This window comes from Shewanella sp. 433 (assembly GCF_059338565.1).
In genome coordinates, this window is sequence record NZ_CM181703.1 from 2348103 (window position 1) to 2365461 (window position 17359).

The 17359-nt window shown below is 44.7% G+C and carries 11 protein-coding genes; 6 read left to right on the plus strand and 5 right to left on the minus strand.

Annotated features, from left to right (window positions below):
- Window positions 1-12 precede the first annotated feature (12 nt).
- The 3 genes from AC5YB1_RS10375 to AC5YB1_RS10385 all read right to left on the minus strand — a co-directional run bounded on the left by AC5YB1_RS10375 (window position 13) and on the right by AC5YB1_RS10385 (window position 4262).
- Complete coding sequence (locus AC5YB1_RS10375) at window positions 13-630, minus strand: response regulator transcription factor (protein ID WP_494519096.1); 618 nt, start codon at window positions 628-630, stop codon at window positions 13-15.
- A complete protein-coding gene (locus AC5YB1_RS10380; RefSeq protein WP_494519097.1) occupies window positions 623-2536 on the minus strand; it encodes a sensor histidine kinase in 1914 nt (637 codons plus the stop codon). The genes AC5YB1_RS10375 and AC5YB1_RS10380 overlap by 8 nt, the downstream gene beginning before the upstream one ends.
- Window positions 2537-3065: 529 nt before the next feature.
- Window positions 3066-4262 (minus strand): FAD:protein FMN transferase, encoded by a 1197-nt coding sequence (locus AC5YB1_RS10385; RefSeq protein WP_494519098.1) that lies wholly within the window; start codon window positions 4260-4262, stop codon window positions 3066-3068.
- A 197-nt stretch (window positions 4263-4459) separates the two neighbouring features.
- Here AC5YB1_RS10385 and AC5YB1_RS10390 point away from each other — a divergent pair, with 197 nt between their 5' ends.
- Window positions 4460-5812, plus strand: coding sequence for an FMN-binding protein (locus tag AC5YB1_RS10390; RefSeq protein ID WP_494519099.1), 1353 nt, complete (start codon window positions 4460-4462; stop codon window positions 5810-5812).
- A 30-nt stretch (window positions 5813-5842) separates the two neighbouring features.
- Complete coding sequence (locus AC5YB1_RS10395) at window positions 5843-6883, plus strand: porin (RefSeq protein ID WP_494519100.1); 1041 nt, start codon at window positions 5843-5845, stop codon at window positions 6881-6883.
- Between the two features lie 79 nt (window positions 6884-6962).
- On the opposite strand, the gene AC5YB1_RS10400 is transcribed toward AC5YB1_RS10395, so the two are convergent.
- Window positions 6963-7406 carry an HNH endonuclease gene (locus AC5YB1_RS10400; protein ID WP_494519101.1) on the minus strand — a complete coding sequence of 148 codons (444 nt, stop codon included), beginning with the start codon at window positions 7404-7406 and terminating at the stop codon, window positions 6963-6965.
- A 560-nt stretch (window positions 7407-7966) separates the two neighbouring features.
- On the opposite strand from AC5YB1_RS10400, the gene AC5YB1_RS10405 reads away from it, so the two are divergent.
- Complete coding sequence (locus tag AC5YB1_RS10405) at window positions 7967-10546, plus strand: M1 family metallopeptidase (RefSeq protein ID WP_494519102.1); 2580 nt, start codon at window positions 7967-7969, stop codon at window positions 10544-10546.
- 225 nt (window positions 10547-10771) lie between these two features.
- Window positions 10772-11692 carry a manganese-dependent inorganic pyrophosphatase gene (locus AC5YB1_RS10410; protein WP_110457849.1) on the plus strand — a complete coding sequence of 307 codons (921 nt, stop codon included), beginning with the start codon at window positions 10772-10774 and terminating at the stop codon, window positions 11690-11692.
- Window positions 11693-11787: 95 nt separating this feature from the next.
- On the opposite strand, the gene AC5YB1_RS10415 is transcribed toward AC5YB1_RS10410, so the two are convergent.
- Complete coding sequence (locus AC5YB1_RS10415) at window positions 11788-14190, minus strand: Lon protease family protein (protein WP_494519103.1); 2403 nt, start codon at window positions 14188-14190, stop codon at window positions 11788-11790.
- A 297-nt stretch (window positions 14191-14487) separates the two neighbouring features.
- Between AC5YB1_RS10415 and AC5YB1_RS10420 the strand changes: the two genes are divergently transcribed.
- Both AC5YB1_RS10420 and AC5YB1_RS10425 read left to right on the plus strand, forming a co-directional pair.
- A complete protein-coding gene (locus AC5YB1_RS10420; protein WP_494519104.1) occupies window positions 14488-14895 on the plus strand; it encodes a LexA family protein in 408 nt (135 codons plus the stop codon).
- A gap of 12 nt (window positions 14896-14907) precedes the next feature.
- Window positions 14908-16179 (plus strand): Y-family DNA polymerase, encoded by a 1272-nt coding sequence (locus AC5YB1_RS10425; protein ID WP_494519105.1) that lies wholly within the window; start codon window positions 14908-14910, stop codon window positions 16177-16179.
- Window positions 16180-17359: the final 1180 nt, after the last annotated feature.

Sequence of the window (17359 nt, forward strand, 5' to 3'; positions counted from 1 at the left end):
CTACTTAGGTCACTAATGTGGCACTTTGATGTCGGCATCACTTTTCGCCATCAGATACGCCAATTCAGCAATATTATTAACCTGCATTTTTTGCATCACTTTTTGTCGATGTAATTCTATGGTGCGCTGGGCGATATCAAGCTCATTGGCGATCACCTTATTAAGTTTACCTTCTAACACTTTATGCATTACTTGCCGCTCGCGCGGCGTTAAGCTAGCGATGCGCTCACTCACACTCGCTTGTTGGGTTCGCTGGGCATAGCTATTGGCGGTCTCGTGCTCGGCTAGGTTGATTAAGCTGTTAAGTTTGTCGCCATCGACTGGCTTTTCGAGAAAGTCGAGCGCCCCTTTTTGAATGGATTGCACCGCCATATTAATGGTGCCGTGGCCTGTGAGCATGATGACGGCAATTGGGCTATGGGTCGCTTTTATCCTGTCTAATAACTCGATACCATCGATACTAGGCATCTGAATATCTAAGATGGCAATGCCGGGTTGCTGCAGATTGACCTGAGCGAGAAATGCCTCTCCTGAGAGAAAACTGTGGGTTTGATGGCCCAGTCCGTCGAGCATCCAGCTCAAAGAGTCCAATACATCTTGGTCGTCGTCGACTAAATACAATTTACACATCTGTCTGCGCCTTCAGTGGAAGTGTCACGAGGATGGTTACACCACGTGGGTAAGGAGTTGCCCAGGGAGCATCACTGGTATTGAGTTCGTGATTGTTCATAGCGCGAATTTTCCCCCCGTGCTCTTCGATAATGCGTTTACACACCACCATACCCAACCCGAGCCCATGCACCTTTGATGTTTCAAAAGGGAAGAATAGTCGCTGCAGTGCCGCTTCGCTTAACCCTATACCATTATCGGTAATGGCGATGTGAGCGTCTTGCTCGGTTTGGCAGGTTAACAATGACAACTTAGGTTGCTCTATGGTTTCCATGGCATCGAGCGCATTACGCAGCAGATTAACGATCACCTGCTGCATCAAACTCACGTCAATCGATACGGTGAGTGGCATTAAGTTTAAGTGGGGGTGCAGCTTTATTCGATTAAAGTCAGGTTGCATTAAATTGAGGGTATCTTCGATAAGCTCTTGTAAGTCACAATCTTGTAGTACACTTGGCTGGTGGCAAAATTGGCGAAAACGCTTGATGGTGTTTTGCGCTCGATCCACTTGTTGAATCGCTTTGGTGAGGGCCGATTTTAACTCATCATGACCGTCTCCAAGACGATAGATACACCCTTGGGTCAGATAGCGGATCCCAGCCAGCGGTTGATTGAGTTCATGGGCGATACCAGAAGCCATTTCACCGGTTAATAATACTCGCTGCGCTCTATAAAATTGCTTTTGTTGTTCAAATAGCGTCTTTTGGGTGTTTTTGTGCTGCGCCATTTCATCGCTTAAGGCTTGAGTGCGCTTTACCACTAACCGTTTCACTCGCAGGTGGTGTAAGTATCCCAAAAGTAACACTAAGCCAGTGAGCATGGCCCAAGGCGTCATATCGGCGACCAGTCGCTGCCAGTTGGTCACAAAAGGCCAGCGATCCAGATGTTCGAGTAAGGCAAACACGTGATTATCCTGTACCGGTGCCGACCAATATTGGTAGCGCCCGGTTATCGCTTCAGCATCGTCAGCATCGATCGTCAATAGTTCACGTACTATTTGCGTTGCAACACGGTGATCAGTGTGTCCCAGCTTAGAAAAAGCATATGAGGGGTAAAGCTTGCTTGAAACCTGACATTGGAAGTCGCTGTGCACCTGCGGTAATAAAACGTGTAGTTTATCGGCCGGAATCGCTGCCTTGTTAATGGCATTTTCTAATACGCAACTGGGTAAAATGGCCACATCGGCGCGATCTTCAAGTATGTAGTTGAGTAGTTTATCTTGGGGAAAGCCAACAAAGTTAAGTTGCTTGAGATCGCTAAGCGGTGCAATACCTTGTTCAACCATCTCACCGGCAATAATTTGAAAGCCACCAAAGGCGTTAGGATCGGTTGAGATGATACCTAGTGGCTTAAGATCATTAAGGCTATTGATATTCAGATCTTTTTTAGCGATCAAGGCCGAGCCAATGGCGTGTTCTGGTGTTGCTCTAATGTGGGGGACTAAAGTCAATAAGTGACTTACTCCGTAATCTTTTTTAAACGCCACAGTAATGAGGGCGTTACCAATAATGAAATCGAGCTCATTGTTGGCCACTCTGGCAACCAGTTGATCGGGCGTGAGCGGCACTAGTGTCAATGGGATCCCGGTGGCTTGACTCACCCGCGCCAAGGTGGGCGCCCAACGTTGATAAACCACCTCGGGTGCAGAAAATGCCAGCGCTCCCACAGTGAAGGGGCGCTCGTGGCTCTGCTCACTTACCATAGCTGTTTGTGCATCTTGACCAGAGGCAATAGCGACATCATCTTCGCCATGAGCAATCCCTATCCCCATACCCAAAGTAATGGTTATGGTCAGTAGTAAGGTAAACATCCTGAAGATAGCGTTGGTTGATAGCGATAACGCTGTATTTTGCGCGGGCAAACTCATTTAAGGGGCCAATAGCAACATATCATAGTCAGTATTATGACTTACTTTGGCTTATTTTCTTAATTGCTTAATTACAGGAGGTGATCTGGCTCACAAGGGGGCGGGGAGATAGAGGTACAAATCGTTCAAGGATAAAGGCGACTTGACTGTCAATTATCATTAGTTCGGCGCTAAGCTCAGGTGAAACGCTCTGTCTCAGAGGTAAACGTGATAAATGATAAAATCAGATTTGATATGGCAAGATAAATAAATTGGTTGTGCTCAAAAGGTGGTCAGCGTTAGCCACCATAAAAAATCACTCGTTATCAATATGGCTATTTATTTATCATTTTAGATTTCACTTAGAGAGGTGATTTAAATTTTAGGTAGATTAAATATAAATAGTAGGCTTTCATTTTAAAAATTAATAAAAAGTTTATGGATGATACTTATGAAATTAAAAAGCCAGCTTAAATTAATTAAACTGGCTTTATGATTACCATCTCATTATTCGCGTGAGTAGCATTACAAGCTTGGGGCGATTTGGGATTCAGTTCGCATTTTGCGAGGCAACCCTAAATTGATTAAAACGTTTCGACTCAACTTTTTCGCCTTGTTCATTTAAATACCAAATGGCCTCGACATAATCATGTTGATTAACAAAGTCCAACGCTTTATCTAGCGGCATTAAAAATAACATGGTTGAGATAACATCAGCATAAATCTGCTGCTCATTTAAGACTACGGTAGTCGCTATGCCATTAGGCTTAGGATAAAGGGTGGTTGGGTCAATTAAGTGATGATATTGCTGACCCTTCACCTCAAAGTAACGTAAGTAATTGCCACTACTGACGATAGTCAAGTCTTGACCTGTCACCACTTCATGGAATTGCCCCTCAAAGGTGGCGCATTTAGGCAATTGATACTCACTTTTTTTACATAGGGGATCTTCAATCGCAGTGACAAACTGGCGTCCCTCTGGATGCAGGCCAAAGTGACGAATATTACCGCCTGCATTGATCATAAATTGCTGCGCACCATCGGCTTTTAATTGGTCGTACACTTTTTCGGCCATCCAACCTTTGGCAATACCGCCTAAATCGATACTCATGCCCTCTTGTAAGCGAATGGTATTGGCTTGCCTATCAAGTTGGATCGCTTCTATGTGAGTCAATTTAGCTGCAGCAGTTAATTCTGCAGGTGTCGGAATACTGCACTGGCTGGGATCATTATTAGCCTTAATGCAAGCAAAGCGGTGATTGCGCCACAGATCGATAACGGGTGACAGCGCAATATTAAAATAGCCATTGCTCTGCTGATACCAGTCAATACCTGATGCGATAAGCTCGGTCAGCTGCGGATCGATACTATGGGTTTTACTGGGAGACTCGTTAATGGTTTTGATATTGGTTACATGAGGGTAGGTACTGTAATTGGATGCCAGATAGTGATACTCCTGGATCACGGCTAATGCGTTACACAGCGCTGTTTTTGCTTGCACATTATCCATATTGTACAGATTGATAGTGACCGAGGTGCCAAAATACTTAACCGTGTTGAGTGTCGCGACCTTGTCATCAAAACTGATTAAACCGTTGGCTTCACATTGATAAAATTGCGTTAGTGTCGCGGGCGAATATTTATCGCTAGGTAACACTTTTGCCGCGTTAACATCATTTGCTAACGCAGCAGCACTGCTACATAAAATAACCGCTGAAGCGAGTAATGTGGGGAATGAATATTTCATAATGCATCTTTATTGATTAATTGCCTGCTATAAGAAGTAGCACTAAATTAGTGGTGCTACCTATTATATTCTCGAGAAATGTTACCTTGTTCAAAGTTATTAACGTTAAGTTGCAAACCTGCGGTTTTCCGCAATTGTCGAAATATCTGGTGGGTTTATGCTGATAGCCAATGATTAAATAAAAGGGCAATCAAAAGATGACCACTCAAAAACGTTTTAAACAAAGCCTTATTTTCACCGCTATCACACTTGCTAGTTTAACTACTGTAGGTTGTGCCACCCAAGTAGCACCTGGCAAATACGTTGATGGCGTACATCAAGTACAAGCTAAGGGTAAAAAAAGCCAAATCGTACTCGAAGTCAAAGTGGAGCAGGGCAATATCGTCGATATTAAAACCCAGTCTCATAATGAAACCGAATCATTATTTCTTAATGCCGAACGTTTATTGGCAAAAGTCCTTAAAAACAATGGTCATGAAGGTATCGATGCGGTATCTGGCGCCACTTATTCATCAAACGGTATCTTAAAAGCGGTTAACAAACTACCACGTGCTAACGGTATTCAACCTGAATATGTGGCTGTTGGTTCAAAAGAAGCCTCAGGTGACGATGACTTTAAATTGAAATGGTCAATTCAACCACAACTAGGGTTAATCTCTGGTGACTATTACTATGAGGAAGCTCGTTTCCGTCAGGGCCATAAAGGCAGCATGACTGTCGTCACTAACAGCGCCAACAAAGATGACGTTATTTTAGCCGAGTTTAACGAGAGCGGCCGCCCTAACTACTACACCCGTTTATACCAAGATGTACCTAAGCGTATGTCTGAATACAACTTCACTATGGGTAAGAAAAAAGGCACGGCGTGGGTGCAATCAGCACTGACCATGGAAAAGTTGATGATGGAGAAAGACCAACTCATCTTCGAACCTAACCCAAATCACGATCCTAAATTGGCTAACAAGCTAAAAGAGCCAAACCGTTTACGCTACCTAGGTATCGATATTGTTGCGGGTGCATCAAACAGTATTCAGCAATCGATGATCCCATTAACAGCCAAAATTTATGATCAAATCCAAACTGAAGGTACCCATTACAAGTTCTATCAACACGCCGAAAAAGTGCTAGACAGCAAAGGTAAATGGACCGGGATCACTGGCATGTTACGTGTCGTAGTTGATACCGACACCAAGCAGATCGCTAAGGCGCAGTTTGATGAGATCTTCGCTGATGAAAAAGCGCAGATAACAGATGCCTCAATGAAAAAATATTATCGTCAATCAAAGTATGACTCGATCAATTATGTTGAGCCTGCACGCATCGGCTTTAACGTGATGTTTGATGCACTTAACGAACATCTTAAGGCTGGTGGATCACTATTTGACATCAATGATTTACCTGCAACAGGTGACAGCGGTAGCTACGCGGCAACCGGTTTCACTAAGCGTTCAAGTTCATGGGATCTGTACCTAAAGCATGCCGATATTCTGTATAAGCAGATGCGCGCCGATGGTGTGATTGTGGAACACAAACGTCCTGCGACTAAATAACCCTTTATACAAAGATAAGAGATGATGATTATGAAAACATTTACGCTTTCTTTATTAGCCACCAGTCTACTTATGTCACCACAGCTGTTTGCTGATGATACGGTTAATTTTTATGGTCGTTTAGACTATTCAGTGACTAACTCAGATTCGGGTAGCGCAACTCACGACGGTAAAAGTGGCACTATTTTAGAAAACAACTTCAGCCGTCTTGGGGTTAAAGGCGAAACCGCGCTTAATCCAGACTGGTCAATTTTTTATAAGGTTGAAGTGGGCGTTAACGGCGCATCACAAAGCAAGTCAAACAATCCGTTCTCTGCGCGTCCGACATTTATCGGTATTAAGCACGACAGTTTAGGCGCACTTGCGGTAGGTCGTATCGACTCTGTATTTAAGATGGGCAAAGGCTTTGCCGATGCATTTGATAATTACAGCCTAAAGCACGATCGTCTTATGCCTGGTGATAAACGCCATGGCGACTCATTCGAGTATAAGAGTCCAAAATGGAACAAGTTACAACTAGGCGCGAGCTATTTGATGGAAGACAATTACTTTGCCGAATCCGATGTTCGCAAAGACAACCCTAACTATCAAGTGGCTGTTACCTATGGTGATAAGTTCTTTAAGAGCGGTGATGTCTACCTTAACGTGGGTTACTCTGATGGTATCGAAGATATTAAAGCGACTCGTTTTGTTGGTCACATTAAATTCGATAACATAAAGCTTGGTACTATAGTGCAGCAAACTGAGTTGATGAATCCAAGCAAACCGCATTATGAAGATCGTGATGGCTTAGGCTTTATCGTCAGCGCCACGTATCAAATTGACCAACTGCTGCTAAAAGCGCAATACGGTAATGATGATTCGGGTACGGGCAAGATTGCACATCGTGTCTATGATGCGCTAGGTGATGCGGCACTAGTGGTGCCAGAAGTGAGTCAGTGGGCAGTCGGCGCTGAGTACCGTTTAGCCAAATCGACCCGTATTCATACCGAAATTGGTCAGTTTGATGTTAAACAATACTCAGACTTTGACGACACCATTGTAAGTTTAGGTCTGCGTTACGACTTCTAACGGATAGCTTATTTTCTGTTATCTCCCTGCAGAGCAGCACATGGATGTGCGCCCCCTTATTATCTAACATCAATATCACTTACCGCCAATCTTGCTCCATCGATGCCATCTTGCCTAAGTTACATGCTTCGCACAAAATCTGTAGATTGTTGATATCCAGCGCCAGTTCCGGATAACGCGATCGGGGTTTGATATGGTCAACATGCAGTACCGCGCCCGTTTGCACCGATGCGCCACAAGAGACGCAGCGGCGGCCATAGCGTTCTAAGACCTCTAACCTCAGCTTTAGCCAGGCTTTGCTTTTATAAAAATCGACGCTGTCGCTTAATGGCGATGCTTCAAAAGGAGCGTCAAAACTTAAGTGCCCCTGGGTGTCACTGAAAAATGAAGCGTTGATATCGCGCTCATCTTGATGTTTAACCAACCACTTACCAATGCCGCGCATCGCGCTTTGCTCCGTTTTGTAGTGTTTAGTACGAATACTATTGGCAATCCTGAACGTGACGCTAAAATATCGCTCCATTTATGGCTCCTACTTGTAATTTTTTGGTTCCTAACGTCCACTTAACGTACTGCTTAATGGACCCAGCATAAATCAGTTTTAACTATTTTTCATTAACTTACCTTTGGGTGCTGGCTTAAATTTAAGGCTATTATGTGTAGCCATGAAATGGCAGTCGACTCAGTAAAATATGGATAAGGAGCCTCGTTAGGCTGGCATTATCAGCCTAACGACATTAGCCGATATGATTGTCGTATGCCTAGTCGCACACTGAGTAAAGAGTGGTTCAGCGGCGTACATCCACAGCATGTGACATTACCCTTTTAGTAAGTAGATGTGTCGTCTGCTAGCTATGCTAAGCGCTCATTTGTTAACATTCGCTACAAATTTGCCACAGCCTATATTGCCTCGCGGTTTAAAGCAGCATAGCCAGCAGCAGAGATTAATTAACAATCATTAATATAAATGGTCAGTCGTAATTACGTAACATATTGATATTTAATCGTATAATATAAATATCAGCCTGTGCAGTGAACGACGATACCACCTAATCATCACTCTATTTCTAAAAAGGGGATTTCATGTACCGTATCGTTAACGGCGGACTCGTGACCGTAGCGTTGCTCAGTTGCACTAGCTTAAGTGCCAATGAATTTGTATTAAGTAAAGTCGCTAAACCTATCTCTCAAGCGGTGCAGTTGTCACTGGATCCGGCCCGCGATGATTTTTCAGGTTCGACCCAAATCTCCCTTAACGTGCTCAACGCCACCAAGGTGCTCGACATCAATGGGCTGGCCTACACTGCCAGTAATGTGACCTTGAGTGGCGATAAGCCCTGTGAAATGTCGGCCACCATGCTCGACACCGGCATAGTGAAACTCAGCTGCCCGCATACTATTACCCCTGGTGAATACACCTTGTCGCTCGATTTTACCGCCCCCTATAATCGGCAATCGGTCGGCTTATATAAGACTATCGATGGCGACTTACCTTATCTGTTTACCCAATTTGAGATGAGTGATGCACGCCGTGCATTTCCGCTATTCGATGAGCCTGAGTATAAAATCCCATTTCAGCTCACCATTAGCGCTCCTAGTCGCGAAAAGGTGTATAGCAATACACCCGAGGTCGACACGCAGCAGCAAGATGGCATGACCATACATACCTTTGCGCCAACGCAGACCATCTCCTCTTATCTGGTGGCGTTTGCGGTGGGGCAATTTGAAGAGATAGAAGTGAAGGGCATGAGTGTCCCTGGCCGGGTGATCACCACTAAAGGTAAAATTGCCTCAGCCAAATATGCCGCCGAGCAGATGCCTATTGTATTAGGAGCATTGGAGGACTACTTTGGTGTTGATTATCCTTTTGCAAAGCTGGACTCTGTCGCCGTACCTGAGTTTCCTTTTGGCGCCATGGAAAATGCCGGGTTAGTGACTTACCGTGAAGATATTTTATTGCTCGATGATGCCAGCGCCACCCAAAGTGCCCGTCAACGTACGGTCTCTATCGTAGGCCATGAGCTAGCCCATCAATGGTATGGCAACTTAGTGACCATGGCGTGGTGGAATGATTTATGGTTAAACGAAGCCTTTGCCAGCTGGATGGCCGCCAAAATTACCCATCAGACTCACCCAGAGTTTGAGTCCAACTTACGTTTGCCCAAAAACCGCGTCATGAGCCTAGATGCGCGTTTATCGACCAAGCCGATCCGCAAGCCGATTAATAATGAGGCCGATATTATGGATGGCCTAGGTTTAGCCTATAGCAAAGGGGAAGCTGTGCTTGCCATGGTTGAAAACTGGATAGGGGAAAGTGCCTTTAAGGCGGGTATTCGTCAATATATTCAAGATCATGCTTATAAAAATACCACCGCCGATGATCTGTGGAACGCGCTGGCTAAGGCCTCTGGTAAAGATGTGCCCCAAGTGCTGCGCACTTTTATCGAGCAATCATCTTACCCGCTAGTGAAAGTCAGTCTTAATGGTGATCAATTAACCTTATCTCAGCAGCGCTTTGTGAGCGCAGGGACGCAAGCTCCAGCGCAAACCTGGACAGTGCCAGTGTCGCTTAAATTTGGCGATGCGAAACAGAGTCAGCAACAAACCTTACTGCTTGATAAGCCAAGTCAAACCTTTACATTGCCCTTTGCCCCCACTTGGGTTTTCCCCGATGCCGATGGCATGGGCTATTACCGTTGGTTACTGCCAGAACCACAACTGAGTGCATTATTAGCCACAGCCAAAACGACACTCAATCCACGTGAGCGACTCGCGTTGCTGTCGGGCGCCGATGCACTGCTTGATGCAGGCTTTATTGATGGCGGCGCACTGCTCAATATTATCGGTGAATTTGTCGATGATCAGCATCCACAGGTGGTCGCCAGTGCATTAGGGCTGTTGCAGGCACAAAAACAGACCTTTATAGATGCCAGTAATCGTGAGTTATGGGCCAAGTTTGTGACCGCCAGAGCTCAGTTAGCGGTCAAGCGTTACGGTTTATCGACCGTCGATGGCGAAGATCCGCAGATCAGTAAACTGCGCCCAACACTGATCGCGCTGCTAGGGTTTGAGGGACAAGATCCCAATGTCATTGCAACAGCAACCAAACAGACACAGGCGTATTTAGCGCAAAGCGATGCGGCTGATCCCTACTTGATTGGTACTTATCTGCAGATAGCCGCGTTTAATGGCGACGACACCTTGCTTGAGCAGATGCAGCGTCAGTTTGAAACCACTAAAGATGCTCAACAACGCACCCATCTGTTGTATGCCTTAGGTTATGCGCCTGCGGGTAAGTTGCAGCAACAGATATTAGCTTACAGTCTGAGCGAGGCGATAACCGCGCCGGATCTGAGTTATCTTTATGCGGGGCAGCTGTATCGTGATGATCGCAAACAAGCTTTTCGTGATTGGGCTTATGCGCATTATGATGCGATTGCCAGTAAATTACCGCCGTTTGCACTACCTCGTTTACCAGGCTACCTTGCCAGCGGTTGTGAGCTGGCGCCACTTGAGCGGGCTGAGGTGTTTTTCACCCCAAAAGTTGAACACGTCGCCGGTTATGGCCGCAGTTTAGCTAAACTCAATGAGCAGGTTACTAACTGTGTGATGTTAAAACAGCGCGAGCAGGCCAGTGTGGTGAGTTTTCTTCAGCAGCAATAGCCTCTCAGTTGATTAAACATCATAATAAAGCCCGCATTGGCGGGCTTTTATGTGTTAGGTGACGTTTAAATAAGCGTTTATCGGCTAAGCTAGGCTCAGCGGCTGAGTACACTATTTGAATGACCAATAATGTTAATGCCAATTCCACTATTTTATCGCGTTAAGCTACTGTAAATTGATGTCGACTTTGATAAAATGCCGAAAAATTTTCATCGAGAGTTAATTATGCCAATGTACGTTGTGGGACATAAGATCCCGGATTCAGATTCTATTTGCGGCGCAATTGCGCTGGCTTACCTCAAAAATCAGATAGGCGAAGCGGCCATTGCAGCTCGTCTTGGTGAACTTTCACCAGAAACAGCCTTTATTTTAGAGCGTTTTGGTTTTGACGCGCCAGAGTTTAAAGAAAGTTATGCTGGCGAAGAAGTGTATATTGTTGACCACTCTGAATTAACCCAAGCGCCTGACGATATTGACCAAGCCACTATTGTGGGTATTGTCGACCATCACAAGCTGGGTGACTTAACCACATCGACTCCGCTTGAGTGCTGGATCCGCCCAGTGGGTTGCAGCAACACAGTGATCAAGATGATGTACGATTTCTATGGTGTTGAAATTCCTAAAGATATCGCTGGCATCATGCTATGTGCCATTTTAAGTGACACTGTGATCTTTAAATCTCCGACGTGCACCACTGCCGACATAAAATGTGTTGAAGCGCTAGCTGAAATTGCCGGTGTTGAAGATTACAAAGCCTTAGGCATGGAGATGTTTAAGGTGAAGTCTGCGGTCGAAGGCACGCCAGTACGCGATCTGGTGATGCGCGACTTTAAAGACTTCAACATGAATGGCAAACTCATCGGTATTGGTCAGCTTGAAGTGATCGATTTGTCAGTATTTGACGACATCAAAGCCGATCTTGAAGCCGATATCGCCGCCTTAAAAGCGGAAGGTAACCGTCACAGTGTGCTGTTGTTGCTCACCGATATCATGAAAGAAGGGTCTGAAATGTTGGTGGTGTCTGATGACAGCGAACTCACCACCCGCGCCTATGGCAAAGCGACCGAAAATGGCCGCGTTTGGCTTGATGGTGTGTTGAGCCGTAAAAAGCAGGTAGTTCCGCCATTACAAGATGCGCTAGCATAAAGCCACTCCCTTATATTGATAGCTTGTATTGATAGTCAGTTGTAAAAAAGCCGGCAGTTGCCGGCTTTTTTGTCGCGCGTGTTAAGGCCTATGGCTTAGTCGGCTTTTTTGGCTTGTTGCTTCGCATGCTGTCGTAATTTTTGCAGGCGTTTATCCGCTATACCTAACACTGTCTGCGGCGGATAATCTTCAAACTCAAAGTCCCGCTCGCCGCAAGCTATGCCTGTGAGTAATTCAATGGCTTCTGAAACATGATTAATCGCCCAAATGGAGAAACGGCCTTGCTTAACCGCAGCGACGATGTCATCGCGTAACATTAAATTTTGTACGTTGGCCTGTGGAATAATCACCCCTTGGCTATCGCTGCGTCCTTTTATGGTACAAACATCAAAGAAGCCTTCGATTTTTTCATTAACGCCACCGATAGGCTGAGCATGGCCAAATTGATTCATCGAGCCTGTTATCGCAATATCTTGTCTTAATGGCAGGGCCGAAAACGCCGATAAAATAGCACATAACTCGGCCATCGATGCGCTGTCGCCATCGACGCCACCGTAATTTTGCTCGAAGGTGAGGTGAGTCGACAGGGGGATTTTATCGGTTTGGCCAAACAAGGTTGCCAAGTATGCGGTTAAGATCATCACCCCTTTTGAGTGAATACTGCCACCAAGATCCACCTTGCGTTCAATATCAAATACCGCACCTTCACCATAAGCTGTGGTGGCCGTTATACGATTAGGCACCCCAAATTGATGATCCGAGGTGGCAATAACCGATAACGCATTTATCTGACCGACAACCTTATTAGCCGTGTCGATTAGAGTGGTGCCATCGACAAAACTTTGCATCACATTATCTTTTAAACGGCACACTCTAAGCTCATGATTATAAAGAGCTTGCTCTACATGGCTCACCCTTATCATATTAGCGTTGCTGGATTTTGCCACGTAATTAGCTTCACGTAATAGGTTAGCAATGTCGGCTGAATGTAGGGATAATTTATACTTTGAGTCGGCCTGACGCGCACTAAACTCAATAACCCGTTTTATAGCCCCTCGATCGCAATGCAGCATCTTATTACCACTGACAATACTGGAGATAAATTGGGCGTAAAGCGCCTCAGATTGTGCGGTGCGAGGCATTTCGTCTTCAAAATCGGCGGTCACTCTAAATAGCTCTTTAAACTCAGGATCGTAATGTTGTAATAACTGGTAGGTTTGATAATCGCCAAAGAGGATAATTTTGACATTAAGCGGCACTGGCTCGGGATCCAGCGAAATGGTCCCCGACAAGGTTACCTCTCGTTCGAGCGAGCTTAAGCTTAACTGGCGTGACCGCAGTGCGCGCTTTAATCCATCCCACACATAGGGCTGCTCTAATACCTTGATGGCATCGATCATCAACACCCCGCCATTGGCGCGATGTAGACTGCCTGGGCGGATCAAAGAGAAATCAGAAAAAATAGTGCCTTTAAAGGTCGCATTTTCGATGTAACCAAAAATATTATGATAATTAGGGCTCTCTTCCACCACGATAGGCATGGTTTTATCGGCTTGATTAACCAATACATTCACTTGATATCGGCGGGGCATTTTTTTCTGCATCGACGCATAAGCAAGCGCAACCTGTTCTTCATTTTGCTCTAAGAAAATATCCAGATTATCGATAATATCCTTATGCATATCATGCAGGTGGGTTTTAATCACGGGATAGTCAGCATAGCTTAGCTTTAACGGGTCCATTAAATGCACTAAGACATCTTGGGCCACTTGTTCGTCATGCTTTTGTTGTTGATCGCTATAACGCTCTTCCCAAGCAGTAAATTTACGCACCACTTCACGCAGTTTTGATTCTATTTCACTGATGTTATTTTCAAGCGTCTGTTGCTGTTTATGACTTAATGCCGCAAATGTGGCTTCAGAGTGGGGCTCATCACCATTCATGGCGAGTAATTCATAGCCGCCCTGAGCGGTAATACTTAGGCTGATGTGTTTAGCCGCGGCCTCTTTAGTGATCTTATTTAATGCCGCTTCTTGTTTACTGGCAAGCTGTGCTTTTAATTTGTCTGCCCGGGTATAGTAAATCTCGTTATCGAATGCCAAGGGTAGGGCTTTGACAAGCCGTTTCATCAACTCTTCAATATCTTTTTTAAATTGGGCGCCTTTACCCTGAGGCAGTTGCAGCACCTTGGGTGTGCGAGCGTCAGCAAAATTAACCACATAACACCAGTCATAAAGCGGATGATGCAAACCAGGATCATAGCGGTCTAAATAGCGCATTACCATCGTCCGCTTACCCAAACCATTACGGCCGATGGCGTAAATATTGTAGCCTTTGTCCTGCATCGACATGGCAAACTCAACGGCACTTTGGGCCCGCTCTTGGCCAACGATTTTATCTAACGGGTTAAGGCTTTTAGTCGATTTTACTTTGGCATCTAAACTGCTTAGCAGGGATGGTAGGTAAAGTTTGGCACTGGTAAGAGGGGAGATTGGCATACGCTAACTATCTCATATGAAAATATTAACTTCAGTGTAAACAGCGGTCACACAAATGACAGCAGTCATTTACTCAATTAAGGCCATATTATTAACAAATTGGTTTGTTTGATTATTTTTCATACTAAAAATAGTGTCATCTTCACGCCACACACAACTCATGCATAACTTATTAGCCTGCTGAATGACATTACTCGTTGTCAAACCTAACCCCCGCTGATAAATAAACTTGCGCCTTTGTACCTGGCTGCTAAAATGACTGTGTTTATATACAGCGTATTTTATTGGGTCTTATCTATGCGCGTTATTCCTTTTCCAGCCAGTGCTGGTATTACTGGATTCGAAAGCCCTGCGGCTGAGTATTGCCAATTAGGCTTAAGTTTAGATGAACTACTGGTAGTACATCCCAACGCGACTTTCATCGGGTTGGCACAGGGGGATTCAATGCAAGGCGTCGGCATTTTTGATGGTGATGTGATTATTGTTGACCGCCATGAATGCGCCCGCAGTGGCGATGTCATAGTGGCCAACTTTAATGGTGAGTTTGTCTGTAAAATCATCGACACCCAGCGACGTTTATTACTGTCATCTAACCAACACTATCAACCTCTTAGCATTCACGACCACGATATTTTTAATATCGAAGGCGTTGTCACTCGATCGATTCGCTGTCACCGTCAAAGCCCACTACTGGTGGATCATTAAGGTGGTGTTTTTATGTTTGCCTTAATCGATGCCAACGCATTTTATTGCAGTGCCGAGCAAGTTTTTCGTCCCGATTGGCGCGGTAAACCTATCGTCGTATTAAGTAATAACGATGGGTGTATTGTTGCCGCAAATCGACAGGCACAAGAAGCCGGCATTCAAAAATTTGTGCCTTATTTTAAAGTGAAATCCTTGTGTGATCAGCGTGGGGTCATTGCCTGCTCGTCCAACTATGAGTTGTATGCTGATTTATCCAATAAAATGATGAATATCATTGGCCGTTTTGCTCCTGAGCAGCATGTGTATTCGATTGATGAATCATTTCTCTCCTTTAAAAAGAGTTATCCGGCAATTCCATGCCTACGAACCCAAGGCCAACTCATCCGCCGTACCGTTTGGAAAGAAACCCGTTTACCGGTTTGTGTTGGTATGGGCGAAACCATGACATTGGCGAAAATCGCTAATCATGCCGCAAAGAAAATTGAAGGCTATCAAGGAGTTTGTGTTATCGATAGCGAGCAGGAACGGGTGGCCATTTTAACGCAATTGGCAGTGAGTGATGTATGGGGAATTGGACGGCGGCTAAGTAAACGGCTGCAATTAATGAAAATAACCACCGCATACGAACTTGCCACTATGCCACCAGGTGCCGCCCGTAAACAATTTGGTATCGAGGTTGAGCGCACCGTGCGAGAACTCAACGGCCAGGTATGTAAAGTGTGGGATAAGGCGCGAGCCGATAAGCAGCAGATCTTCTCCACCAGAAGTATGGGGCAACGCATTTGCGATAAGCCATCGTTATTACAAGCCTTAAGTAAACATGTTGCCATTGCTGCAGCAAAAGCGCGTAAGCAAGGCTTATGTTGTCAAACCATGCTGCTATTTGCTTATAACTCTCCCTATGACGACCAACCCACAGGATTTAAAACCACTGGCTTTAAAACCTTAGTCGAGTTGCCTTGTGCCACCAATTGCAGCGTTGAGCTAACCAAAGCCATGACCCAAGCGGCACATAAGTTATTTAGGGAAGGGGTGCGGTATTACAAAATTGGCATAGGGTTGCTTGATTTAACCAGTGACAAATACTGTCAGCTCGATTTATTTACTGTCTCAAAAGCCAATTTACCCCTCATGCAAACCTTAGATGGTATTAATCAACGTTATGGAACCGATGCAGTATTTCTTGCCGCTCAAGGTATTCAACCCAAATGGATAATGCGCCGTGACTTACTCACACCACAATACACCACCAAATGGCACTCAGTACCGCAGATAAAATGTTGATATATTCTAGCAATATGACTACGGACATCCGTAGTGTCGAAATATATATCCAACCATTGAGTATCCAGTCGATAGTTTAAATTTCCCCGTCAATAACTTTGGCAGCCTTGAGTTTAAATGTTTTGGACTAATTATCAGAAAATTGTCACAGCAGACGAACCATCTAGACATCGTTAAGGCATGACAAGCAATGCCGACGAGCGCAGGAGAAATGACGCGCCAATGCCGATAAGTATCATTAGTGGCACTTCTATATCCTCACACACATAGCTGCGCACAATGTATATTATGTTAAATGAGGTGTGCGGATGTGGAAAGCTTCACTCAATTTCAGACTCCTCTCATTCCAATTAAGGTGATTAATTACCAATGCCTTGAATCATGGGTCGATAGCTAGCGCTTTTATGTACATCAACATCGTCCAGACATAATTATCGTAGCGTCCTATAACGTCCTAGAATGAAACTGCTTTTTATCGCTTTAGACTGTCAAGCAACGTAACATTGAGTATTGAGTATTGAGCGTTTAGATAGACCCATTTAGATAGATCAATGCTACTGATAATCGTCTGGTACCATGAATCATTAACTGAATCACTGCTCGGTAGTTATCCGCTGAGGTCACATTTGTTGAATACCGCAGACTAGTTATGAACGTATGCAATGCCTAAAGCACCTCTAATCAATTTCGTTTAACAGCATTTGTTGCCCTCAACACTGTAGTGAACGTTAATCGGTTGGCACTCAACTGAGTGCCAGGACACATTTTCAACGCGTCGCTACGTGAAATCTAGCCTAGGTAGACCCGCATTGATTTGTTTTATGCGCGTAGCGCCGCCTGAATTTTAAGCTATTAAACCTTTTTATACCGATATAGCTAGTCAATGACGTTAACACTCACAGTGTTGAGCGATTAATGAGAGTTATCGTTTGACTATGACACGCAAATAAGCTGAGTTTAGAAAGCATTAAAATAAGCCATAAATAAGCTTACCTTACGATTTAAAGTGTGACCGTTGAATCAATTACAAGGTTTCACTGATGTAGTGATAACCACTATTTCATACTTTTCAGGTTGATGCCTTACAAGCTAACATTAAAGATGATCGGTAATGTATTTTATTAATGATGACACTAATGTTAATAATTAAAGCCTACAAAATAGGTTGAGAAAGTCACGG